The sequence below is a fragment of the Bacillus sp. FSL P2-0099 genome (assembly GCF_038007445.1).
GTDB classification, from domain to species: domain Bacteria; phylum Bacillota; class Bacilli; order Bacillales; family Bacillaceae_G; genus Bacillus_A; species Bacillus_A mycoides.
The window spans coordinates 2,835,738-2,858,639 of record NZ_JBBOXE010000001.1; the positions used below are offsets into that span (position 1 = coordinate 2,835,738).

The 22,902-nt window shown below is 32.8% G+C and carries 35 protein-coding genes and 1 pseudogene; 17 read left to right on the forward strand and 19 right to left on the reverse strand.

Translation table 11 applies throughout. From position 1 onward, the window contains the following. Positions 1 to 7 precede the first annotated feature (7 nt). Positions 8 to 631 carry a YhbD family protein gene (locus MKY90_RS14465; protein ID WP_002189908.1) on the reverse strand — a complete coding sequence of 208 codons (624 nt, stop codon included), beginning with the start codon at positions 629 to 631 and terminating at the stop codon, positions 8 to 10. Positions 632 to 789: 158 nt separating this feature from the next. Further along, positions 790 to 2,565: an SgrR family transcriptional regulator gene (locus tag MKY90_RS14470; protein WP_098168384.1), complete on the reverse strand. Its 1,776-nt coding sequence runs from the start codon at positions 2,563 to 2,565 to the stop codon at positions 790 to 792. Between the two features lie 62 nt (positions 2,566 to 2,627). Here MKY90_RS14470 and MKY90_RS14475 point away from each other — a divergent pair, with 62 nt between their 5' ends. Beyond that, positions 2,628 to 3,833 carry an MDR family MFS transporter gene (locus MKY90_RS14475; RefSeq protein WP_098168354.1) on the forward strand — a complete coding sequence of 402 codons (1,206 nt, stop codon included), beginning with the start codon at positions 2,628 to 2,630 and terminating at the stop codon, positions 3,831 to 3,833. 14 nt (positions 3,834 to 3,847) lie between these two features. Here MKY90_RS14475 and MKY90_RS14480 read toward each other — a convergent pair whose 3' ends face one another. From MKY90_RS14480 to MKY90_RS14525, 10 genes are all read right to left on the reverse strand, one after another. Then, positions 3,848 to 4,552 (reverse strand): YjgB family protein, encoded by a 705-nt coding sequence (locus tag MKY90_RS14480; RefSeq protein ID WP_003189720.1) that lies wholly within the window; start codon positions 4,550 to 4,552, stop codon positions 3,848 to 3,850. Between the two features lie 24 nt (positions 4,553 to 4,576). Then, positions 4,577 to 5,422: an aminopeptidase gene (locus MKY90_RS14485; RefSeq protein WP_098168355.1), complete on the reverse strand. Its 846-nt coding sequence runs from the start codon at positions 5,420 to 5,422 to the stop codon at positions 4,577 to 4,579. 158 nt (positions 5,423 to 5,580) lie between these two features. Beyond that, positions 5,581 to 6,078: a hypothetical protein gene (locus tag MKY90_RS14490; protein ID WP_002168189.1), complete on the reverse strand. Its 498-nt coding sequence runs from the start codon at positions 6,076 to 6,078 to the stop codon at positions 5,581 to 5,583. A 46-nt stretch (positions 6,079 to 6,124) separates the two neighbouring features. Continuing rightward, positions 6,125 to 6,271, reverse strand: a complete 147-nt coding sequence (locus tag MKY90_RS14495; protein ID WP_098168356.1) for a chorismate mutase — start codon at positions 6,269 to 6,271, stop codon at positions 6,125 to 6,127. A gap of 151 nt (positions 6,272 to 6,422) precedes the next feature. After that, a complete protein-coding gene (locus MKY90_RS14500) occupies positions 6,423 to 6,818 on the reverse strand; it encodes a hypothetical protein (RefSeq protein ID WP_002084959.1) in 396 nt (131 codons plus the stop codon). A 92-nt stretch (positions 6,819 to 6,910) separates the two neighbouring features. Further along, positions 6,911 to 7,153, reverse strand: a complete 243-nt coding sequence (locus tag MKY90_RS14505; protein WP_002013368.1) for a GlsB/YeaQ/YmgE family stress response membrane protein — start codon at positions 7,151 to 7,153, stop codon at positions 6,911 to 6,913. A 124-nt stretch (positions 7,154 to 7,277) separates the two neighbouring features. Beyond that, positions 7,278 to 8,243 carry a nucleoside hydrolase gene (locus MKY90_RS14510; RefSeq protein ID WP_002013369.1) on the reverse strand — a complete coding sequence of 322 codons (966 nt, stop codon included), beginning with the start codon at positions 8,241 to 8,243 and terminating at the stop codon, positions 7,278 to 7,280. A 77-nt stretch (positions 8,244 to 8,320) separates the two neighbouring features. Beyond that, positions 8,321 to 8,509: a DUF3970 family protein gene (locus MKY90_RS14515; protein WP_098168357.1), complete on the reverse strand. Its 189-nt coding sequence runs from the start codon at positions 8,507 to 8,509 to the stop codon at positions 8,321 to 8,323. A gap of 69 nt (positions 8,510 to 8,578) precedes the next feature. Further along, positions 8,579 to 9,364 carry a class I SAM-dependent methyltransferase gene (locus MKY90_RS14520; protein ID WP_098168358.1) on the reverse strand — a complete coding sequence of 262 codons (786 nt, stop codon included), beginning with the start codon at positions 9,362 to 9,364 and terminating at the stop codon, positions 8,579 to 8,581. A 218-nt stretch (positions 9,365 to 9,582) separates the two neighbouring features. Then, a complete protein-coding gene (locus tag MKY90_RS14525) occupies positions 9,583 to 9,921 on the reverse strand; it encodes a hypothetical protein (RefSeq protein WP_002127815.1) in 339 nt (112 codons plus the stop codon). 485 nt (positions 9,922 to 10,406) lie between these two features. Here MKY90_RS14525 and MKY90_RS14530 point away from each other — a divergent pair, with 485 nt between their 5' ends. From MKY90_RS14530 to coaW, 8 genes are all read left to right on the forward strand, one after another. Continuing rightward, the gene (locus MKY90_RS14530) at positions 10,407 to 10,559 is read left to right on the forward strand and encodes a YqbF domain-containing protein (RefSeq protein WP_078179002.1); all 153 of its coding nucleotides are present in this window, start codon (positions 10,407 to 10,409) and stop codon (positions 10,557 to 10,559) included. Between the two features lie 169 nt (positions 10,560 to 10,728). Beyond that, the gene (gene exsC / locus MKY90_RS14535) at positions 10,729 to 11,163 is read left to right on the forward strand and encodes an exosporium protein ExsC (protein ID WP_002127816.1); all 435 of its coding nucleotides are present in this window, start codon (positions 10,729 to 10,731) and stop codon (positions 11,161 to 11,163) included. Positions 11,164 to 11,468: 305 nt separating this feature from the next. After that, positions 11,469 to 12,671 (forward strand): MFS transporter, encoded by a 1,203-nt coding sequence (locus MKY90_RS14540; protein ID WP_002032512.1) that lies wholly within the window; start codon positions 11,469 to 11,471, stop codon positions 12,669 to 12,671. A gap of 165 nt (positions 12,672 to 12,836) precedes the next feature. Further along, entirely contained in the window at positions 12,837 to 13,139 is a 303-nt protein-coding gene (locus MKY90_RS14545) for a hypothetical protein (RefSeq protein WP_000120186.1), read from the forward strand. Between the two features lie 179 nt (positions 13,140 to 13,318). Next, on the forward strand, positions 13,319 to 13,687 hold the full coding sequence (locus MKY90_RS14550; protein ID WP_002127817.1) for a hypothetical protein: 369 nt from the start codon (positions 13,319 to 13,321) through the stop codon (positions 13,685 to 13,687). 176 nt (positions 13,688 to 13,863) lie between these two features. Then, positions 13,864 to 15,063 carry an LL-diaminopimelate aminotransferase gene (locus MKY90_RS14555; RefSeq protein WP_141506970.1) on the forward strand — a complete coding sequence of 400 codons (1,200 nt, stop codon included), beginning with the start codon at positions 13,864 to 13,866 and terminating at the stop codon, positions 15,061 to 15,063. 55 nt (positions 15,064 to 15,118) lie between these two features. Continuing rightward, positions 15,119 to 15,517, forward strand: a complete 399-nt coding sequence (locus MKY90_RS14560) for a 3-hydroxyacyl-ACP dehydratase FabZ family protein (protein WP_002127819.1) — start codon at positions 15,119 to 15,121, stop codon at positions 15,515 to 15,517. A 27-nt stretch (positions 15,518 to 15,544) separates the two neighbouring features. Then, positions 15,545 to 16,366: a type II pantothenate kinase gene (gene coaW, locus MKY90_RS14565; RefSeq protein WP_002127820.1), complete on the forward strand. Its 822-nt coding sequence runs from the start codon at positions 15,545 to 15,547 to the stop codon at positions 16,364 to 16,366. 15 nt (positions 16,367 to 16,381) lie between these two features. Here the strand turns inward: coaW and MKY90_RS14570 are convergent. Then, positions 16,382 to 16,549, reverse strand: a pseudogene (locus MKY90_RS14570) (2'-5' RNA ligase family protein); the annotation flags it as partial. On the opposite strand from MKY90_RS14570, the gene MKY90_RS14575 reads away from it, so the two are divergent. Beyond that, positions 16,524 to 16,667 carry a hypothetical protein gene (locus MKY90_RS14575; RefSeq protein WP_157354806.1) on the forward strand — a complete coding sequence of 48 codons (144 nt, stop codon included), beginning with the start codon at positions 16,524 to 16,526 and terminating at the stop codon, positions 16,665 to 16,667. The pseudogene MKY90_RS14570 and the gene MKY90_RS14575 sit on opposite strands and share 26 nt — an antisense overlap. Before the next feature lie 34 nt (positions 16,668 to 16,701). On the opposite strand, the gene MKY90_RS14580 is transcribed toward MKY90_RS14575, so the two are convergent. The 5 genes from MKY90_RS14580 to MKY90_RS14600 form a co-directional block, all read right to left on the reverse strand. Continuing rightward, positions 16,702 to 17,181 (reverse strand): CcdC family protein, encoded by a 480-nt coding sequence (locus MKY90_RS14580; protein WP_098168360.1) that lies wholly within the window; start codon positions 17,179 to 17,181, stop codon positions 16,702 to 16,704. Between the two features lie 32 nt (positions 17,182 to 17,213). Then, positions 17,214 to 17,885, reverse strand: coding sequence for a DUF4052 family protein (locus MKY90_RS14585; protein ID WP_176523435.1), 672 nt, complete (start codon positions 17,883 to 17,885; stop codon positions 17,214 to 17,216). Next, positions 17,882 to 18,754 (reverse strand): ATP-binding cassette domain-containing protein, encoded by an 873-nt coding sequence (locus tag MKY90_RS14590; RefSeq protein WP_002168178.1) that lies wholly within the window; start codon positions 18,752 to 18,754, stop codon positions 17,882 to 17,884. The genes MKY90_RS14585 and MKY90_RS14590 overlap by 4 nt, the downstream gene beginning before the upstream one ends. After that, positions 18,751 to 19,131 (reverse strand): GntR family transcriptional regulator, encoded by a 381-nt coding sequence (locus MKY90_RS14595; RefSeq protein ID WP_000805182.1) that lies wholly within the window; start codon positions 19,129 to 19,131, stop codon positions 18,751 to 18,753. Before MKY90_RS14595 ends, MKY90_RS14590 begins: the two co-directional genes overlap by 4 nt. Positions 19,132 to 19,309: 178 nt before the next feature. Further along, on the reverse strand, positions 19,310 to 19,903 hold the full coding sequence (locus MKY90_RS14600; protein ID WP_098168362.1) for a DUF4825 domain-containing protein: 594 nt from the start codon (positions 19,901 to 19,903) through the stop codon (positions 19,310 to 19,312). 441 nt (positions 19,904 to 20,344) lie between these two features. On the opposite strand from MKY90_RS14600, the gene MKY90_RS14605 reads away from it, so the two are divergent. Genes MKY90_RS14605 through MKY90_RS14635 form a run of 7 tightly spaced genes read left to right on the forward strand, consistent with a single transcriptional unit; the run spans position 20,345 to position 21,501 of the window. Beyond that, complete coding sequence (locus MKY90_RS14605) at positions 20,345 to 20,485, forward strand: YrzI family small protein (RefSeq protein ID WP_000156202.1); 141 nt, start codon at positions 20,345 to 20,347, stop codon at positions 20,483 to 20,485. A gap of 27 nt (positions 20,486 to 20,512) precedes the next feature. Then, positions 20,513 to 20,656: a YrzI family small protein gene (locus MKY90_RS14610; protein WP_000142704.1), complete on the forward strand. Its 144-nt coding sequence runs from the start codon at positions 20,513 to 20,515 to the stop codon at positions 20,654 to 20,656. A 27-nt stretch (positions 20,657 to 20,683) separates the two neighbouring features. Further along, positions 20,684 to 20,827 carry a YrzI family small protein gene (locus MKY90_RS14615; RefSeq protein ID WP_000668987.1) on the forward strand — a complete coding sequence of 48 codons (144 nt, stop codon included), beginning with the start codon at positions 20,684 to 20,686 and terminating at the stop codon, positions 20,825 to 20,827. A gap of 26 nt (positions 20,828 to 20,853) precedes the next feature. Beyond that, entirely contained in the window at positions 20,854 to 20,997 is a 144-nt protein-coding gene (locus MKY90_RS14620; RefSeq protein ID WP_113769283.1) for a YrzI family small protein, read from the forward strand. 26 nt (positions 20,998 to 21,023) lie between these two features. Further along, positions 21,024 to 21,167 (forward strand): YrzI family small protein, encoded by a 144-nt coding sequence (locus tag MKY90_RS14625; protein WP_002013394.1) that lies wholly within the window; start codon positions 21,024 to 21,026, stop codon positions 21,165 to 21,167. 25 nt (positions 21,168 to 21,192) lie between these two features. Beyond that, entirely contained in the window at positions 21,193 to 21,333 is a 141-nt protein-coding gene (locus tag MKY90_RS14630; protein ID WP_000672237.1) for a YrzI family small protein, read from the forward strand. A 27-nt stretch (positions 21,334 to 21,360) separates the two neighbouring features. Further along, on the forward strand, positions 21,361 to 21,501 hold the full coding sequence (locus tag MKY90_RS14635) for a YrzI family small protein (RefSeq protein WP_002065956.1): 141 nt from the start codon (positions 21,361 to 21,363) through the stop codon (positions 21,499 to 21,501). Between the two features lie 222 nt (positions 21,502 to 21,723). Here MKY90_RS14635 and MKY90_RS14640 read toward each other — a convergent pair whose 3' ends face one another. Continuing rightward, positions 21,724 to 22,809: an AI-2E family transporter gene (locus MKY90_RS14640; RefSeq protein ID WP_000837889.1), complete on the reverse strand. Its 1,086-nt coding sequence runs from the start codon at positions 22,807 to 22,809 to the stop codon at positions 21,724 to 21,726. Between the last annotated feature and the right edge of the window lie 93 nt (positions 22,810 to 22,902).

Below are 22,902 nucleotides of genomic sequence, written 5' to 3' on the forward strand. Positions count from 1 at the left end.
TCCTCCACTACAACAGTTTAGTTTTTAATGCTTCGGTATATTTCATAATTGCTACACGTAAAACAATCTTTGTTCCCTTTTCAAAAATTAAATCCTCAACGCTTGATACTAAGAAACATGTAGAAATCCCTAACTTCCGAATAATAACTAAGTCACAATTTTTATGTTTAATCGCTTCATAATTTTCACGTAAAACTTGTAAAACCATTTTCCCTTCTTCTAAGCTAACGTCTCCTGATTGAAGAAGTTCTTCTAACACGTATACATAAAGAATATCTGCAAATTGAAAATCTGCCGTTTTGTTCGTTTGCTCCATGAAAAATTGTAAAACAGGTTCTGATGTAATTTCTTTACGAATGAGATCTTCCTTTGCTAAAAGAATCTCTGTTACGCTTGGTGAAAACATATTTGCCAATTCATCAAGCGATAGATCCTCTTTCATCGTTTGAATTTTATCAATACGCTCTAATATCTTTTCTTTTGGAAAAAATGTTTCCTGACCTGTGAACGTTGACTTCCGTACAAACCAATCTTCCGGTATTAAATTTTTTCTCTTCCACCTATATAACTGTCCGTATGAAATACCAGTTAACTCTAATAAATCTTTTTTTGAAATTAAATCTGTAATCAACTGTATATCACTCCTTCCTAACAACAATGTAACATAACACTGTTACGCTGTAAATGAACTTTTATAACATGTAGCGTAAAAATGTGCAAAACAAACTTCATTTCCATACAAAAAAGGTTCTTACACATCTTACTAAAATGCATAAGAACCTTTATATATCAAGGCTTAAACCATATTTGATAAAAATCGATCCAACCTTGTGGATTAATCATTATATTTTGCACTTTTTCGTGTGAACTTACTTGCTGTTTGTTACGATATAAAGGAATAATATGAATTTGGCGTAACAATGTGTCTTCAATATTGTGTAACAGTGTCATCCGTTTCTCTAATTGATTCTCTATAAAATAAGACTGCAATACTTCGTTAAATTTTATATTGCTATGTTGATGAATAAAGCTGTTTTTTGTAAGAAACATATATAGTAAACTTTCTTCAATACGCTCACTAATTGTCGCACTATCATGTATTATATCAGCCTTTTGTATCGTACTTGCTTGCAATAACTCTTTTGTTTCAAGAAAAATGACTTCAATAGTGACGCCATACTTCGCACACTCTTTTTGTATCCAATATGAGTCTTCAACATGATCTTGTTCTGTAAATGTATATAGTCGCAGTGTTTCATTACGGTAAGAGCTCTCTTTAATAAGCGTATATATGTCCTCATTTATATGTATAGTGCCACCCTTTGTTAGAACCAATTCTTCTGCTATTTCTCCGCGCGCTCCTTGCAATTCCTCGATAAGTGCATTGCTATGAATGATTTTATATAGAGCTTTCCGAAACATCGTGTTTTGCATAGGTCCTTCTTTTGCGGTATTTAATGTAATGTATGTTACATTCGACTCAAGTCTAGTTAGTTCTTTATGATGCTTTTCTATATTGTTATAGTGTGCTTTCGCTAAAATATCGCACGTATTTACGCTGTGCTCTACATTCCATAATTCAATTCGATCGAGAAATGGTCGCTCGCGAAAATATAAATCATTTGCTTCTAATACGAATACATCCTCATTCTTTTCACATAATCGAAACGGTCCAGTACCGATTAACCTTCCATCTCCATCTTCATTTACAATAGAACACTGTTCTGTACTTAAAGCATGTAAAAACAGCTTATTATCTGTAGATAAACGAATCTGCACAATGTAGTCATCAAGAATATGTAAACTTTCAACGTGCTGTAACATCCACGCATGCGGATTATTTTTCGCTTTCAAGAATCGTTTAAATGTATGTACAACGTCATAAGCAGTAAATTCTTTCCTGTTATGAAACTGAACACCTTTTCGTAAGTAGAAGGTCCATATATATTTCTGGTCATCATATTCCCAATAAAACGCAAGTCTTGGCTCTACACTGTTTGTATTTCCGTCTATATACACTAACGTGTCGTATATATGTTTTACCATATGACATTCCGAACGCATCGTAGCGTATACAGGATCTAATGCAATATCTAGATTCATTTGGACTTGCAAACGTAGCACATCTCTTCTCCCTTTAGATGTCCTTTCGACTTGATAACCGAATATCGAATCAATCCACGTTTGAAATTGCGTTTGAAGTGATGGAAAATACGAGCTATATCTTTCAATAAATGCACTTCCACTTTTTACGTCCCCTTGTTTCGTTATTTCTTTTCCTCTTTCTAAAATTAAAGAAAGTGGATGTTTTTGAAATAACAACTTTGAACGATTTCCTCTCCCTCGGCCTGGAAACCACATAATCCAATTAAATTCTTCTAATTTTTTTATGATTAATTTACTATTTCGCTCTGTACAAAATAAAGTTTCAGATATATTTTGTATTGTTATTTCTAATTGTTCTCCCTCTGCTTTCCCATTTCCATACTGGAGCCACAGGTGCATATATTGCTCCAAAATAATCATAAAACGCCCCCTAAAAGATGAAAAATCTTCCTCTTTCATTCTACCCTTTTTCATTTCTGGCTTCCATCTTATCATTTCAATATAGAAAGGAGGAAATAAAAATGAAGTATCTTTTAAAACGTTATAATAAGCCTATTCTCATTCGATTGTTCGGTGAATTGTTAGTCCGAACGACTGAAGCGATGTTAGCTATCATTTTTATTGTTCACGTTAATAAAGCGTTAAATGGTAATGTCATCGTTACAATGCTTCTTTTCGGATTACAGCCTCTCGCTGATATTGTGTTTACATTAATCGCTGGGGGTGTAACAGATAAATACGGCCGAAAGAAAATAATGGTACTCGGATTACTTTTACAAGCTTTTGCCGTAAGCGGCTTCGTTTTTGCTGAATCGGTCGCCTTTTTCGCCTTATTGTATGTAGTAAATGGTATTGGACGCTCTTTATATATTCCGGCACAGCGAGCACAAATCGCTGACTTAACGAAGGAAGAACAACAGGCAGAAATATTTGCTGTTCTGCATACTACGGGAGCAATCGGCTCTGTAATTGGCCCATTAATCGGCGCCTTTTTCTATACTAGTCACCCTGAGTATTTATTTATTTTGCAAGGTGTAGCCCTTACGCTATATGCTATTCTCGTTTGGACGCAGCTTCCTGAAACAGCTCCACTCATGAAAAACGTTAATAAAACTAAAGAAGTATATTCGCCAAAACAATTTATTTCAAAGCATTACGCTGTGTTTGGACTTATGGTTTCTACGCTACCGATTAGTTTTTTCTACGCCCAAACCGAATCAAATTATCGTATATTCGCCGAAAGTGTATTTCCAAATTTTCTATTTGTACTCGTGTTTATCTCAACTTGTAAAGCTGTCATGGAAGTGATTCTCCAAATTTCCCTTGTGAAATGGTCTGAACAGTTTTCTATGCCTAAAATCATTGTTATTTCCTATACTTGCTATACGTTAGCTGCGATTGGCTACGGTTATTCCACAACAATATGGTCATTATTCTTCACATTGCTCTTTTTAGTAATTGGGCAAAGTATAGCTTTGAATCACTTACTACGATTCGTTTCACAAATCGCTCCAAGTCATAGACGCGGATTATATTTTTCTATATACGGTATACATTGGGATATTTCAAGGACTTGCGGGCCTTTTGTAGGTGCATTGTTATTAAGTAAATTAAGCGGTAGTACTCTATTTTATATTTGTGCCTTCTTATTAATAATCGGTGGTATCATTCAAGCTTTTTTTGTTCAATCGTTAGAAAGAAACAAAACAAAAGAGCTGTCCCTATAGGAACAGCTCTTCATTTAACCTGCCATTTTATTAATACTATCCTCCGGTGAGAACACAGAAATATGATGTACTTTACCAGTCGATTTTGGAATTACGAATTTCAATTCAAACTGGTCATTTACTTTATAAACATAAATTTTATCATTACCATTTTCTTTAACAGACGCTGGTTTTCCTAAAGCCTTTTCGATTTCTTGTAACGTAATCGATTTGAGCTCTGAATGGTAAGAGCGTACGTCAAAGACTTGTGATCCTTTATTAAAGCCAAATGCTACATTTTTACTTGTAAAAGTTGCATACATCCCGTTTCCTGCTTGCTCAGTCTTATCTGCCTTTCCCCATGCCTTCTCTATTTCTTCAATATCTCCTGTATGAGCTGCATATGGTACGTTAGGTACTTTACCTTCTTTCGCTTGCTCAAATAAATCTTTTACATGGTTAATTGATTTTTGATTAAGCACTGTATTTTTCGTATTAGACTCCGTTGAAGGTTTTACCGATTCTTGACCTTTTGGTTTTTCCACAGGTTCATTCTCTTTTTTGGGAGCAGTCTCTTCATTCTTTTTACTCTTTTCTGACGTATCGCTCTTTTTTTCCGTACTATTTTCTGATGTTGAATTAGTTTGCTTCTTTTCCTCAGCGTTAGTACATGCGGTTAAAGCCGCTACACACGTTAAAGTTAGGAAAAATATAAGTACTTTCATATATACTTTCATCATTTTCAACCTCCCTCTTCAATATATTCACTTTTGTAACCATTCCATAACACTACTCCTCAAATTATTTTTCCCCCAAAAAGTAAGTGCTTCCGTTTCTCCGAAAGTACGGACCATATACTCTATATATGATTTTCCTAAAAAATAACCGAGTCGGTTGTATCCGAAATAAGTCCCTCCTGATAGACGGAACCATTCTTTCTCTTTTTCAACTGTCCATCCTTCAACATAATCCTGTAAAAAACGTTTCTTAATGTTCTCTTCAATTTCTTTATAATATTGTAACGATGAATCACCATTACTACTATATGAATAGTAAACGGACTCACTTAAACCTTTAACTATTAGTTGTGATAAATAGGTCGCGACCCCTTCACGATATAAACTTACCGGGGCATCATTCCATTCTGCTTTAGTCCAATCCATTCCACTCTCTTGTAATGCTACATTATGATATATATGTCCGATTTCATGAGCAACGATAACACGGAGGTGCTCCCTTACAGGAGATAATTTCTCAGCCGCAAAAAATATATCCCCAATAATCTCCCTTTCCACAAATGCATTAGAACCAAATCCACCTACAAATAGATGAAAAGTCAAATCTATATTAAAACCAAATTGAATGTGATACTCCTCACTAATTTCTTGAATAATAGATGGTAAAGTTTCCGAAATAATACGGATGTCTTTTAGTTTTTCAGGATATTTTTTAATTGTACTAGAAAGACGTTCTTCCGTCTTAGGACAATGATAATTAAAATACTCTTCGAATGCCTCTGGGTGCATATCATAATATTTGTTCAAGTCATGTAATCCTATATCATCGCTTTCCAAAAGCTTCAAAAAGCTTGGAATTGTATTGTTAATCATCTTATTCATCTCCTTGTATACACCTTCTCTCCTTACTCGTTATATCTTTTTTCTATAACTTAAAATACACTGTCACAAAGGCTCCTTTAAATGCAAAAAACCAGCAGGGAGTGAATAATCATTCCCTGCTGGTTTAATATTTTTGGGGTTTCTGAAATTTAATCAAACCATTTGTCGCCGTCAGAAATCCATTTGCTGTTATGTAAATCAAAGCATTCATCATAATCATGAAAACTAAAGTAAGACGGTAATTTAACGCTCGTACCACCTGCTTTATTCCAGCACATCGCAAACCATTCCACTATAGCTTTCGTTTCAATTTCAGATAATGCTTCATCGTTTTCTTCATAAAACTCCCAAAATTCGTCTGATTCGTCATCATGGAATTTATAATATTCTACATCATCTATCAAATCGTGACTACCAGAAAAGACACTGCTATCCTTTCCTTCATAAAAAACTTCATTTGCTCCTCTATCCATCGAAAACATGACAACGGACATTTCAAATGACTGAACAAAAGCTGTGAAATCTAATATATCTATCCCTTCATAATAATTAAACTGAAGTGTCTCTTTTATATTTCGAATCAAATCATCCGATTTTTCTTCGAGGCCTTTTTTTAAAGAATTTGTGTAATTTTCTATTGTAAACAAATTATCCCCCCTAAGTAATGTGTCTATTTAAATTATAAAAATAAAATTAAAAGGTTAATCTTAACTTCTTTATGTATGTAGTGAAAGTGCTTTTTACAGTTTTAAAATTGTGAGTAAATGTATTGTCCCCACTTAACGATGTGATAACAGTTAATCCTACTGCTTTTATAAAATGTTTTACATCTACGAGCACAGAAATAGCCTCCATGAATTTAGTTACGCCAATTATAACTGAAATGTTGCGGGTGAAACATGGAAGAAATATAAAACTACACCTACTAAGATTACCTATTTATATAATTAAAAAAGCTGCCCTATTAAAGGACAGCTTCAAATATGTATTTTTACACTTCGATAGATTTACCGTCTTCAACGATATGGTAAAGTAAGTGCGCTAAATGATGAATTGGACCATTTTCTTCCTCTTCTTCATTTGTCTCACCTTGGAATTCAAGATCATTTAAGTATAGTGCTAAAAATTGATAGAACAATTTCAAATCAAATCCGTAGCAAGCACTTGGTTCTTCATGATCTCCTTCATATTGTAACATTAAGTATTGCTCGTTTCCTTCTGTATCTTCAGCATCAAAGAATACGAAGAAACCAACGTTTGTATCTAAATCAAATAGATGACGAGTACCTTTTTCTGTTGCTTTCTCGAAGTCCTCTTCACTTAATTTATGTACTGTTGTTGCCTTTGCATTATCCTCTTGATGAAAATTTACTGTAAATGATTTCAATGCTGACACCTCCTGATTGTATAACAGTAGCATAACAGATTAGACAACATAATACAAAGGGACTGCTTACAAATGTAAACAGTCCCCTGTATTCATTTCCGCATTGCACGGAATATAAAGCTTACGATGAAAATCAAAACAATGGCGCCTATTAAAGCCGGAACAATCGCATATCCGCCTATAACAGGTCCGAATTTACCAAGTAACGCTGTACCAAGCCAAGAACCGACAATACCTGCAATAATATTACCGATTACACCACCAGGTACATCCTTCCCAGTAATTAAACTTGCAAACCATCCTAATATACCACCAACGATTAAAGACCAAATCATATCATTTCCTCCTTTATAATTGACCAATAAAAATTATAATCAGAAACAATTGCTTACCATTAGTTATGTTACATTTTTCGTAAGTTATTCGTCTTATGAAAATCATTCAAATCTGCTCACCCTTTTAAGGACAATCTGGCTTCAATATTGTTCTCATAAATTCGTCTTTAAACGCTTGATAATTAAATTCAACGGCAATTTTTTGTATAGGACGATTATCAAACGTCGTTGGCTCAGCTATTTTTCTAAAATCTGCAACACTTTGACCTCTCGTTACATCATTCGTCGTACTAATCCAAACTGCTGATTTTTTATATTCAAAAATATCATCATTTATAAATGAAATGAACGGAAGTAAATCGTGAATCGGACTCCCAGCAATACCTGGATATTCTTTTTTGTAAAAGTTCTCGTAATAAAAATCGATCATTGGCTTTATGAGTTTCGCCTGCCCTGTTCCTTCTTTATCAATAATATCGACCATTTCAGGGGTGATAAGAGCACGCTGCGTTACATTTAACGGATATATTGTAGCATTCTGCGCATATTTCATAACGATATTCGCGGCAATTGGATCACCGTAAAAATTAGCTTCTGATACAGGTGTAACGTTTCCCGGAAATAGAAAAGCACCGCCCATTATATAATAAGAACATACTCGATTCATTAAATTGGGGTACAATAAAAATAATGTTGCAAGTGTTGTTAATCGTCCCGTCGCGACTATAATAATATCTTCTGGACAAGGCTCAATTAATTTAATCAATTCACAAAAATTTTCTCTGTCACAAATTCTCATTTTCGGTGGAATAATTGGACCTAAACCGTGATCCCCATGAATTTCAGGGAAAAACAAAGGTTCTTCAGCTGTCATCGGTCTACTGGCACCTTCAATAATCTTCACTTTTGTAGCATAGTATCTTTCTAAAAAATAAACATTTTCCGTTACAATTTCTCTTGACACATTTCCATACTCTGCAACGATACCTATAATATCTAATTTGCATGTTTTATTCGCATAAATTAACGTCACTGCATCATCAATACCAAAATCTCCGAAAAAGATTATTTTTTTATTAACTTTCCTCACCCCTCTCCAGCATAATCTACTATCATTATTATGCGAAAAAGACAAGGCGGTGAAACAGAGATAATAAAAAAAGCCGCCTATTTATTGGCGACTTCAATCTTTTTATAAGATAAATATGCTAGTATACTTTTGCTTGAATCATATTTCGGATTATTCCCTTTTCTCGGTTTTCTCATATGTGTTTTTTCAAACCCAGGAATGTCAGGCATTTTCTCTAAAAATTCAAGCATCTCTTCCTCAGTTCCCTCAATACGTACACGAATCATTATTACTATTCCTCAATTCTCATTTTCTCTGTACTAAGTATATCGTACATCAGAAAGACTGCAAGAAATTTATCTTTTTAATGTTGAACTTTTTTTACATACGAACAGTGCCATTTCAGTATAAAACGATTCTATTTTATTGTTTTCAGATTGAATTTCGAAAAATTCTTGCATTTCATTTGATGTTTTCATCATACACTCTGTTAACTTTACACGTTTTTGCATAGGAACATCCATCATATCGCACCACCAATCAAAATCGAACTTCTTGTCAAAAGTATGACATGACTGCATTTGCAAACCATGTTTTTCTAATAAAGTAATCCATTCTGTTTTTTTCAAAGCTCGTTCATGGCTTGGATCTCTCTTCTTTTCGATAAAGTTATAAAATGTATCAAACTCATTATTTTCTGGTGAAACGTTATCAATTAATATAAATAACCCATTATCTTCTAACGTTCGATTTACTTCAAAAATAAATTGCAAAGGATCAACAAAGTGATGTGCTGCAATTCGGCATGTAATTGTATCAAAGGATTCATCAGCAAATGGTAACCTTTCTGCATGTCCTGCTACAAATGATACATTTTCATGTCCGTTCCCTTCTATAAAACCTTTTGCTTTTTCTAACATTTTTTCTGTTAAATCAAGAGCGACTACCTCTTTGAACATTGGGGCTAACAAATTAGCAACATGTCCACCACCAGTAGCAATATCAAGAAGACGAGTATTATGACGAGTTTCAACTTGCTGAACTACATATTGTAAATCCAGTCCTTTTGCATGAATTTTACTTTTCACATACTTCTCTGCATTACTACCAAATTGTTGTTTCACAAGTTCTTCTTTACTCACTTTTATCATCTTCTTTCTATAAAGTATTATATTTAATTTATAAGTTCTCTTTATATAATTTCAAATCCTCTTTTAGTTTAGTCTCGTCTCTTGTACTAGAGACCTTCTATCAAAAAAATTTAACTCTTTTATTTTTAAGCACAAAACAAAAAAGGTTATGGGGAATTATCCCACAACCCCACAAAGTATCTCTTAAATTTGAGGATCTTCTTACACGTCTAATCCCCCTGTAACTTCACAATAACTTCTACTTCGCTATTAGTAGCCTCTCTTGCATGCAATCCATATTGGTCCATGCCAATCCATATCCACCCAGGACTATCATAAAGAATATCTATGTTGAAATGCTTCAACTTAGTAAGCTCTGACCTAATAAATTTATCCCTACTAGCGATTTCCTTATCAAGCAATCCATATTCTTTCCCATTTTCAAATAGCGCTATCATCTTTCCTGCAAGTGGATGTATACGAACTATAAAGTGATATTCTTTTTCATTTATATTCGCTACAATCGTATTAGAATCAGGTACATCACATCTAGAATTCGGCATATTCATATCGGTCAGCTCCTTTATTGATTTCATTAATATCGTAACAGGTTAATATTTAGATATTATTAATATAATGTAAAAAATATAAAAGCTGACTTCCCTTTAGAAATCAGCTTTTACACATTGTTTATCTTTAAACCTTTTTACAAATTTTATAATGTTTCTTTCTCTTCATCATTTCCGGAAACTAAATCTCCTAAAACATCCACCGTAACTTCAACTACAAATTCACAAATCCCTGCTACAACTTCTCCAATTACTTCCTCCATCTTTCTACCCCCTTGTTTTATGGAACCTATTTGTAGTATAGAAGATACTGGTTAATTTTAACTATCGGTAAAGGTGACAAAAACATTACAGATTTGTAAGCTATTTCAATGTTTTTTTGAATTTATACTTCTCCCCTTTGAAACTTTAAGTATTATTAACAACCAGATAGGTCATCATAATATAAAGTATTTAAGAATCCTAATTTAAAGGAGGCGTGTAAAATATACTACGTAAAACTAATTAAAGGTCAATCTTTCTATGCTTTTGATCAACGATTCTTAGTGTCTCATGAAGAAGAGGTTTCGGAAAAAATTTTTAATTACTTACGCCGGAATGAATTCTTCGAAGTACGTAAAGAAGAATATTCTGCCTAAAGTATGAAAAGCATCAAAAAATGACTCTCATAATTTGGTTTTTTCTTGATGCTTTTATATTATCTCTCTTTATTCAACATTACTCCTCAATTCTATTAACATCTTATAGTATATGTCCAAGCTAATTCATCGTTACTTTCATATTTTAGTATATGAGGAGGTGACGAACATGACTCATATCATTGATTACCAAGCTACTCAACCAATAAATAAAACAGGTGAAACAACTTTTGTAATTCCTCATTCCCCAAACAAAGCAATTCTAGCAAATATTAAATTAAAAATTTCAAGAAGCGATTCACGTAATAATCGAGTAGAATTAATCGCTACAGTTGGAGTTAAAGGTATAACTGATATATCACAAATATTATTTAGAATTTTCCGTGACAACACTGAAATTTTCAACACGCAAGTAGGTATTGAATCTACAGATTCAGAGCAATTCTACGCTCAAACATTTCAAGCTATTGATAAAGATGTAAGCTGCGGGACTCACGAATATTCATTAACTGTGGAAAATCTAACAAATGCTGCAAGTGCAGACGTTGTTGGCCCTCTATCTTTTAGTGGTTTAGCTATTGGACAAGATCATAAGTGTTGCTAAAGGAATCTATTGTTTGATGTTGCATTTGAGAAAAGTGAGACGTAGTAACTACGTTCTCACTTTTTTATTTTCTCTATGTTTTTCTTTATTTTCAATTTGTATTTAATCAAGAGTTTTTCACATTTTGAATTACTTATTTCATCATATAATTAATCAAATTTTCAACAAATCAAAAAGATTGAAATTCACTAATGAAACACGTAATATAGACTCTGACTCTAAAAAAAGCGCGTTAAAAAATAATGAATAAATTAGGAGGTTTTATATACGAGTTGTTAATTTTAAAAGACTGAGAGGTTTAAATTATGTGGCGTAATAAAAATGTTTGGATCGTATTAATTGGGGAGTTTATTGCTGGTCTAGGGTTATGGCTTGGTATTCTTGGTAATCTTGAATTTATGCAAAAATACGTCCCTTCTGATTTTATGAAATCCGTTATATTATTTATCGGACTGTTAGCTGGTGTTCTAGTCGGCCCAATGGCTGGGCGTGTCATTGATCAATATGAAAAAAAGAAAGTTCTTCTTTACGCTGGATTTGGTCGTGTTATTAGTGTTATTTTCATGTTTTTCGCTATTCAATATGAAAGTATCGCTTTCATGATTGCATTTATGATTGCACTTCAAATTTCCGCGGCATTTTATTTCCCTGCATTACAATCTGTAATTCCACTCATCGTTAATGAACATGAGCTATTACAAATGAACGGTGTACATATGAATATCGGTACAATCGCTCGTATTGCAGGTACTTCACTAGGTGGCATTCTTTTAGTTGTAATGAGTTTACAGTATATGTATGCCTTCTCAATGGCAGCATACGCTTTATTATTCCTCTCAACTTTCTTCCTACAATTTGAAGATAAAAAATCCGCTACATCAAGTAAACAATCAGCTAAAGATAATAGTTTTATGGAAGTATTTCGTATTTTAAAAGGAATTCCTATTGCTTTTACAGCACTTATATTAAGTATTATCCCTCTATTATTTATAGCTGGATTCAATTTAATGGTTATTAACATTAGCGAAATGCAACATGACCCAACGATTAAAGGATTCATATATACAATTGAAGGTGTAGCATTTATGTTAGGTGCCTTCGTTATTAAACGTTTATCTGATCATTTCAAACCTGAAAAGTTACTATACTTCTTCGCAATTTGTACCGCTTTTGCACACCTTTCGTTGTTCTTTAGCGATATTAAATGGATGGCACTTGCCTCATTTGGTTTGTTTGGATTTAGTGTAGGCTGCTTCTTCCCTATTATGTCGACAATTTTCCAAACGAAAGTCGAAAAAAGCTATCACGGACGTCTCTTCTCATTCCGTAATATGTTTGAAAGAGTTATGTTCCAAATTGTCTTACTTGGAACTGGCTTCTTCTTAGATACGATTGGGTTACAATATATGGTTCTCATCTTCGGAGTTATTTCGTTGTTGATTATTTTTATTTCCTTATCTAAGCAGAAACAATTTAAAAAACAAACGTCACAATCTGCGAATATATAAAACTAATACTTCTTAAGAATGGATCCCGTATTTTACTGGGTCCATTCTTTTTGAATTTCAAGGATTAAAATCTATTTTCTTTATGTAGTTCAAATATTTAAAGGAGTATCCCCTACTACTTTCGAATAAAATAAATTATAGATTTTTCAAAAAGGAGCTGTGGAAATGTCTTATGGCATCCAATTATTAATTATCCTTCTTTTTTCATTGGTCATGTTTGGCGTCCTTAATTTTTTAGCCATTTCCTTATCTCAAAATAACTTTAAAAGAAGGATTGTTGCAGGTTTCCTATTTTTATTGTTAACTCCCATTATCTTTTTGACTACTACAGCACTCACATCTATATTCGATAAAGGTGGTTTGGGAGTAGCTAACCTAGTCTTCGTTATTTTAAATGTATATATTGTAAATGGAATTGTCATTCTTCTTTCCGCTTCATTTATCCTCAAAAAACATAACATAAGATAGAGTACTAGGCATGAATCTAGCATTACACTAGATTCATGCCTTTTCATTTTAAAAATCTCACCTTTCTCCAAATTTTTATGTGAAATTTAAAAATTCTTTATGAAAATTTAAACTTTATTTTTTACAATATTCCTATCGTATTCGCACGTTTATAAAAACGAATAAGAAAGGAGTACACAATGAAAAAGTTTCTATTTATTTTCCCTATATTAATCGTTCTACTTAGTGGATGTAGCAATAATGATATATACGGCTCTTGGGAAGTCATTGATAATAAAAAAGGTGAATGCCCTGTATATTATAAATTTGAAACAGTTGTGAAAGAAGAAAAGAAAGAAAAGGTTGTTCACAATTTAGTGGAAATGCAAACAACAAATAAAAAAGAGGATTTATTTAAAGGATCGTTTGTTAAAAATTCTAACGTGTATCGTATTGATTATGGTAACTCGTTTACATCGGATCAATCTTTAAAAGTTGTCGATAATGAATTAAATGTATACTTTTTTACAACTGAAAACACATGTACATATAAAAAAACAAACAATTAATCTTCATTTATAACGTAGAAAATATTTTCTACGTTATTTTTATATTTCCCCTTATTATCCTCCCTCTAAATTTGTCAATCGTTTTAATTTTCATAAAAAAATGATAAAATGTAAACATGTGTTTTCAGAATAATTAAAAATGCAGAAAGAAAACACTGTTTTTAGGAGGGGTTTTGATGACTTACACTTTAGCAACTAGAATGAAAGCATTCCAATCTTCTATATTTAGTGAATTAGGGGCCTATAAAAAAGAGAAAATTGCAGCAGGTCATAAAATGATCGATTTAAGTATCGGGAATCCTGATATGCCTCCTGCTGATTTTGTGAGAGAAGAAATGGTACATACAGCAAGTGCAAAAGAAAGTTACGGATATACATTATCTGGTATTCAAGAATTTCACGAATCTGTAACTGAATATTACAACAACACTCATAACGTTATATTAAATGCTGAAAAAGAAGTTTTATTATTAATGGGTTCACAAGACGGACTCGTTCATTTACCTATGGTTTTTGCAAATCCGGGAGATATAATACTAGTTCCTGATCCAGGATATACAGCTTATGAAACAGGAATTCAAATGGCCGGTGCAACATCTTACTACATGCCATTAAAAAAAGAAAATGATTTCTTACCTAACTTAGAAGTTATCCCTGAAGAAATCGCCAATAAAGCAAAGATGATGATTTTGAACTTCCCAGGAAATCCAGTTCCAGCAATGGCACATGAAGATTTCTTTAAAGATGTAATCGCATTCGCGAAAAAACATAATATTATCGTTGTCCATGATTTTGCTTATGCTGAATTTTATTTTGATGGTCAAAAGCCAATTAGCTTCTTATCTGTACCTGGTGCAAAAGAAGTTGGCGTTGAAATTAATTCTTTATCTAAAAGTTATAGTTTAGCTGGTAGCCGTATTGGTTATATGATTGGTAACGAAGAAATTGTCAGCGCGCTTACGCAATTTAAGTCTAATACAGATTACGGTGTGTTTTTACCAATTCAAAAAGCTGCATCCGCTGCATTACGACACGGCGCTGCATTTTGTGAAAAAAACCGTGGAATTTACCAAGAACGTAGAGATACTTTAGTGGACGGATTCCGCAAATTCGGTTGGAATGTCAATAAACCAGCTGGAAGTATGTTCGTTTGGGCTGAAATTCCGAGAGGGTGGACTTCGCTAGAGTTCGCTTATGCACTTATGGATCGTGCAAATGTCGTTGTCACACCAGGCCATGCATTTGGTCCTCATGGCGAAGGTTTTGTACGTATTGCACTTGTTCAAGATAAAGTAGTATTACAAGAAGCAGTTGAAAACATTAAAAATAGCGGTATTTTCTCTATTGAAAAAATAGAAGAATTAGTTAAGAATTAATAATAACTCCCCTGCTTAACTTTAGCAGGGGTATTATTATTCCTGGAGGTACGATATGAATATTAAAGATACTCTTCCCCATCGCTATCCATTTTTAATGATTGATAAAATTACAAACGTTAAAGAATCTCAATCAGCTACAGGATACAAACTGATCACAAATAACGAGTGGTTTATTAATGAAAATCAAAACTATATGCCTCATATGCTAATTGTAGAAGCACTGGCTCAACTTAGTGCTTTTGTAAGTACAGGTGAATCTGAAGGACTTGGTTTCCTCTCCTCTTTAGATGGGGTGGAATTTCATGAAAATGCGTATCCCGGTGATAAACTTGACTTACATTATGAATTAACACGTAACAGACGAGGCTTTGTTCTTGGGAAAGGAATTGCCTCTGTAAACGGTCAATCAATCGTTACCATTGAAAAGCTATTAATATATCAAGCTGATTAAACAGATTACATAGTAAGGGGTAGGGAAATGCGGAATGTTGTTGGTATTGATGCTGGGGGAACATTAACAAAAATTGCTTACTTTAACGAAATGAACAAATTAGTTTTTGAAAAATTTTATTCATATGAACATGAAAGAATTAAAGAATGGCTTCATAATAATAATTCAATTACACAATTATGCATTACAGGTGGTAAAGCTACACAGTTAGAACAACTCCTTTCAAGTTCATATAAAATAGTAGAATTAAACGAGTTTGAAGCTACTTTAGCAGGAGTACGATACATACTAAAAGAAGAAAAACGTGCTATAAACAGCTTTGTATTAACAAATATCGGTACAGGTACTTCCATTCACTATGTTCACGACAAGCAATATGTTCGCGCTGGTGGAACTGGAGTTGGCGGTGGTACTATTATGGGTCTTTCAAAACTATTAACAAATATAGATCATTTTGAAGACGTGATTCCGCTTACGAAAATTGGTTCAAGAAACAGTCTAGATATTACAGTTGGAGATATTTATGGCGGGATTCTCTCCCCTCTTGATAATAACTTAACTGCTAGCAATTTCGGAAAAGCGACCATTACAGACTCAAATTATAGTAGTTCAGATATACTAGCTACCGTTCAAGGACTTGTCGGTGAAGTCGTCACAGCATTAAGTCTTCAATTCGCCGAAGCAAAAAATATTGACCATATCATTTACATCGGTTCTACTCTATGTAATAACGTACATCTTCAAAATATTATTAGTAGCTATACAGAATATCAAAACAAAATACCAGTCTTTTTACAAGACGGCGGTTATAGTGGTGCAATTGGTGCTTTACTTCATAGTTCGAAATAAAAAAGCTGACTTTTGTCAGCTTTTTTGCAATGGTACTTCAAATTCAATAATTGATTCTCCATTCTCACCAATTCGTTCCACACTAATTCTATCAATTACACAATTTAACTTCTCATGAAAACTAGGAATATCCTTCGCTATTTCAGTTGCTAACTCTGTGCTATGTTTTCTCCCAACTGTTACAGGAGCGACACCTCAAACAGAGCAATTTAAACGTGCAGTAAATGCTCGTATGAGGGCATTTGAAATAGGTTCTGTTAAAGATGTTTCGAAACTTGTATTACAAGCAAATAGCCCATAAAAATAAAAACTTCTCAAATGAGAAGTTTTTATTTTTATATCACATGATTACTATTCCCGCGCCAAACTTTCCTGAATTTTATATAACAAGCAATTCTCCACGGAATAATATAAGACACCGCAACGACGTAAAATAATAAACCAATTATTTGCGGATCTAAGCCAACGATATATTGTCTTGAACTATATCTTAAAATAACAATTCCGATAAAAGTAATTAAAAAGGCAGCACTTTTTTTCGTATAAATGTTTCCGTCTTCTCTTCGCTCATAGTTTGTTAGAAATATAAGTGGGATTGCGAAAATCACCCCAATGGATCCTGCTATAGTCACTTGTAATATAGCTGGATGTACTGGACCAAAAAACAATAAAATACCCGGTGTTAAAAATAGTAATGGCCACAAAATACGTTTTCCCGTTCCCTTTATCGGCTTATACATAGAACGATATCGTCGCCAAAAAATTAGCAGTGCCACGCATAAAAAGACGGTTATTAGTGAAGAAGTATCTCCCATACAGTCTTCCTTCTCTCTTAAAGTATTTGTGCTTAAATCGTATCCTCAAAAGAAACTTTACGAATAAATAGAGCGCTAATTATAAAGTATATTAAAATAAGTACTATCGAAATTGATATAAAATTGGGTATATCAAGTAACGATTTACTATCAATAAATACCAATTCTTTCAAACCTACCTTACCATAAATTGTACTCGTCAACCCCAAGAAAAAAATCACACTAAAAGCAAAGCCTATCCAATTAAATCTTTTCTGAAAAATAGTTGTTAATTGAAATAAGCTAGCTAATAATAGATAGAACACGAACTGTGCAAAGAATTGTTCGATTGTATGTGCTCCTAAATTTATATGTTTCGTTTCATAAAATGTACCTTGTAAAAGCAAAACTTGTAGAAATGAAAAAATTACTGATTGTAATATGATAAAACATACTGAACCAATAAAGAATTGTAATCTAGTAACGCCAAATGAGACAACTGTACGAAATATGTCATCTTGAACAAGAAAAACACTTGCCACAATAAATATTGCGTTTGCAATAGATGAATTATTGAATATATCATGTAAAAATGCTACCTTTAGTCCCTTTATATCAGTTGCAGTTGTTGTCCATTTTATAAGTAATGCCACACACCAAAAGATAAGAATAGCCTTATAATGAAATTTCATATGTAACTTTAATTGTTTTAAAAGCATTTTCATTTCACCTCATTATCTGTTAGATAAATAAATAGTTTTTGCAGTGTTACTCTGTCTATTTCTAACCCTTCAGTTTCTATCAGCTCATAATCTCTAGCAGAAAGATCTCCCCATATCGCAGAAATCTCTTTATTCCCATACAACTCTTGTTTTACAACATTTTTCCCCATTAAAAAATTTGTCACTTTATCTTTATGTCCTGATATTATGTGTCCTTTTTCTAAAAAATCTTCCACAGAGGATTGAACAGCTAATGATCCTTCTTTTAATATGATTACATTTTCTATAACATGGGACACTTCCTCAACTAAATGTGTTGATAAGATGATTGTTCGTGGATATTCACTATAATCTTCCAATAGTAATTCGTAAAACAACTCTCGATGTGCTGCATCTAAACCGGTAGTCGGCTCATCAAAAATAGTAATTGGTGCTCTACTAGCTAAACCTTTAATAATACCAACAATTGTTTGAATACCATGGGATAAATCATAATACTTTTCTTTTGCATTCAATTGAAATTTTTTAATAAGTTCCTCAGCATATTCTTGATCCCAATTTTCATAAAACATGTTACACAAATAAAAAACATCTTTTACCTTACTACTTAAATTAATGTTTTCTTTCACCTTTACGAAACAAATATTTCGCATCGCTTTACTATTTTCAAATACATTTTCACCAAATACAGATACGCTTCCACTACTTGAAATAATCTGACCTGCGAGTATGTTTAATAAAGTTGTTTTCCCCGCTCCGTTTCTTCCAAGCAAACCATATATTTTATGCTCTTCCAATGAAATAGTTACTTCGTTAACAGCTAATTTCTTTTTATATTTTTTAGACAAGTTTTTCGTTTCAAGTGCAATCATCCCTCTTTCCCCTCCTTCGTAATTTTGTGTATCATGTCCATCAATTCGTCTTTTGATATTTCTAGTACTTTTGCTTCTTCCCACACTTTAGGTAAATACTCGGTCATAAAAGTATTTTGTCTTTTTTTTAGTACGACTTCTTTTGCTCCCTTTGTAACAAACATCCCGATCCCTCTCTTTTTATATAAAATCCCCTCATCTACTAGTAGATTTACTCCTTTTGCAGCTGTAGCCGGATTAATTTGTAACATCTTCGCAAATTGATTTGTCGACGGAACTTGTTCTTCTTCAAGTAATATGTCTTTTAAAATATCAGATTCAATTGTTTCTGCAATTTGTATGTATATTAACTTATTTTGTTCTAGAGTAGGTTTCACGATTTCACCACCTTAGGTTCATAGGTTCATAGGTTCATTACTTATGTAATTAACCATAGCACAACGGTATATTTTTTTCCATAATTTTCATCAAAAAAAAGAATCATTCGATACTGAATGACTCCCTTTAAAAAATATCCGTATTTTCAATCATAAAATAACCACATCTTCCTCCATATCACTTAAATTCCCGCACAGGATGTTCATTAAAAAATTGCTTTCGAAAATCTTTATTATTAACTAGCTTTTCTATTTTTTCTTGATTACCGTAAAAGAAATTCATTACGATTCCCTTATTCCATATAAGATCATCCTTTGGCAAATCATTAAATTCTTTATACAGTATGGGTAAAAGTTCTTCTCTTTTTAATGCAAAACTTTGATTTTCAATCTGAAACTCATACCCTTTCGCATTCGGTACTAAAACTGCAAGATAAATAGCATTAAAGAGAAAGTTCTTTTTCATCGTACCCTTTTCGTCAAACCAATACGTCTCAATGATATCTTCTGTTAAGTTACCGTTCTTTCTCTCACCGTATTTCACCGCGATCTTCTCATTTTTCAAATTTATACTTTGAACTGTTTCACCACCAGGTAAGTTTTTAACAATCGCAAACACATCGGAATTATTTCCAACGTATGTCCCCGTATATTTTTTAAAAGCCCCAGGTTCAATATGTGATATTTCTTTTATTTTCTCCCCATTAGAACAAGCAGTAACAACTAATAAAATTGTTAGCATAATACCTGCTATTCTATTCATATACTTCATTAGACACCCCCACGTTCTATTTATTATCCAATCCATACAATGTATCCTTTAAAAAGCCCTTTTAAATATACGCATTTTAATCAAAATTAAAAATTTTCACTTTTTACGTTTACAATTATCCATTAATTGTATATAATTACTAACGTAAGAAAAATATTCTAAAAGGAGGTCGAAGGAAATGATGAAATTACAATTACATGCTTTAACTTTAGCGTTAACTGCACCTGTGTTTTTCGGACAATTAAATATGAATTCGACCACCCTAACGGAGAATTGAAAATCGTACTTTATTTCTATTAATTCATAAATTCGCCACAGGAGGTCGTATACTTTCCTGTGGCTTTTTCACGCCCAGCCATAGGAAAACGATATCTTCCTGTGGCTTTTTCGTGCGATTTTTTAGTCTCATACATTATTTTTTAAAGAAAGGAGCAACATTCGATGACTATTAGCGTATTGTTTTTAAGTATTACGATTCAAAGAAATACACTTTCCAAAGCTGAAATTCTTCATAATGAGCAAATTACAAAAGCTATGAATGATGTTAAGGAGCGCCAAGTGCTTTATTGCGATCACCTGTAATTCCTTTTCGAAAGGAGGAATTCGTCCATGACTTTTCATATTTTCTTTTTTACGACAGCACTTCAGAAAAAAACGTTATCTGAAGCTGAAATCTTTCGTAAACAACAATTAAAACAAACTATGGATAAAATAACGGACATTAAAAGTTCGTATTATACACAAATGTATTAAAATTTTTTTTAAAGGGGCAATATCCTAATGAAATTCAAAGCTTTCTTTTTAACTATCACCATTCAAAAACGTAAATCTTCAAAAGCTGAAATCTTACGTGAACAACAAATTAAAATTATTATGGACGAAGTAAAAGAGCGTCAGTCCTCTTATTACAATCGCCTTTACTAAATAAATTATAAAGGGGTAATTTCCTAATGAAATTTAAAGCTTTCTTTTTAACGATTACCATTCAAAAAAACAAACTTTCAAAAGATGAAATTTCTCGTGAACAACAAATAAAAAACATTATGGATGATGTGAAAGAGCGCCAGTCCTCTTATTACAATCGTCTTTACTAAATAAATTATAAAGGGGTAATATCCTAATGAAATTTAAAGCTTTCTTTTTAACGATTACCATTCAAAAGCGTAAACTTTCAAAAGATGAAATTTCTCGTGAACAACAAATTAAAAATATTATGGATGATGTGAAAGAGCGTCAGTCCTCTTATTACAATCGTCTTTACTAAATAAATTATAAAGGGGTAATATCCAATGAAATTCAGAGTATTATTTTTAACAATTACCATTCAAAAAAACAAACTGTCTGAGTCTGATATGCTTCATGACCGACAAATTGAGCAGGCTATGTACAACGTAAAAGAACGACAAAGTCATTATTGTAGTCACCTGTAATTCCTATTCGAAAGGAGGAATTCATGTATGAAGTTTCACCTTTTCTTTTTAACCATTACGATTCAAAAAGAAACTATATCTGCAAATGAAGTAAAACAAGAGGAACAGTATAAAAAGATTATAGATGAAATTCGTGATCGTAGAAGCAAGTACTACACTCACCTATAATTGTTTGAACTTATATTAGAAATGAAAGGAGTCGATTATGATGTTAATAACGCGGTGTAAAGAAATGATTTGGATAGTTCAGAGGGATTCCACATAGTTCATTTAACAAAAATTCACCGCCTGATTTGATGTGTAAAAAATATACAATAATAAGTATTTCATACACTAAAAAATAAAAGATACACCCCTTTTTATTAAGCGGTGTATCTTTCTCAACATATTCTATTTCCGTTTACTTCGTTTCGTCTTAAACAATCTCACTAAGTTCGAAACAACTGTTTTTGTTACCGCATAAGCTGGTACTGCTAAAATCATTCCGATAATTCCCGCGAAATTACCTACCCCTAAAATAAGGATGATAATTGTCAACGGATGGATATTTAATTTTGAACTCATAATACGCGGTGAAATGATGTTACTTTCAAACTGTTGTACGATTGTTACTATAATAATTACGTACAGAGCTTGCATCGGAGATACGAACAGACCTATAATGACAGCTGGTGCTGCTCCGATAAATGGACCTAAGTTCGGAATTATATTTGTAAATGCTGCGATAATTCCTAAAACGAAAGCATACGGTAAACCGATGATTAAATAACCAGTAAATGTAAAGGCACCAATAAACATACAAACGAGCGCTTGACCTTGAATATATGCAGATAATGTTTCGTTCGTTTCCTTTATGATACGAAGTCCTTCTTCACGGTAAGACTCTGGTAATACACTAACAGCTTTTCCTGGAAATGCATGTCCATCTTTAAACATATAAAATAAAATGAACGGTACTGTAAAGATAACTAACGCCACGTTCGTGATAATACCAAATAAAGCCGTTGCACTCGACGTAAGTGTGTTTGGTATTTCCTTTAAGTATTCAATTGCATTTTTCTCAATTGTCTCAATGGAAACGTAGTTTTGTGTAGATAGCCATTCAAATAATCTATGATGGGATAGATCTTGTATGTATACTTTTCCCTCTTTTATGTAAGTCGGCATATTTTTTACTAAATCCATTAACTGTTGTGAGATGGTTGGAACAACTACTCCAATAGCAACTCCAGTTAATGTGATGATAAAAAGATACAGTAGTAAAATCGCTAGACCTCTAGGTACTTTTTTATTCTCCAAAAAGACTAACAATGGGTTAAATATGAAGTATAAAAATAACGCGATTAAAATTGGGAAAAATAATGTTGATATGAAGATACCAATCGGTTGAAATAGAAACGATATTTTTGTGCAAATAAATATAATTCCTACAACCATCAGCACTTCTAATGTCCAAAAGTGCACTTTCGATTTCAAAAAAACGTCCTCCTTTAAACTAGCACTTCTCTTCATTGTACCAAATTAAACTTAGATTTCACATAATATTTTCCTTTACAATATTCCAAAATC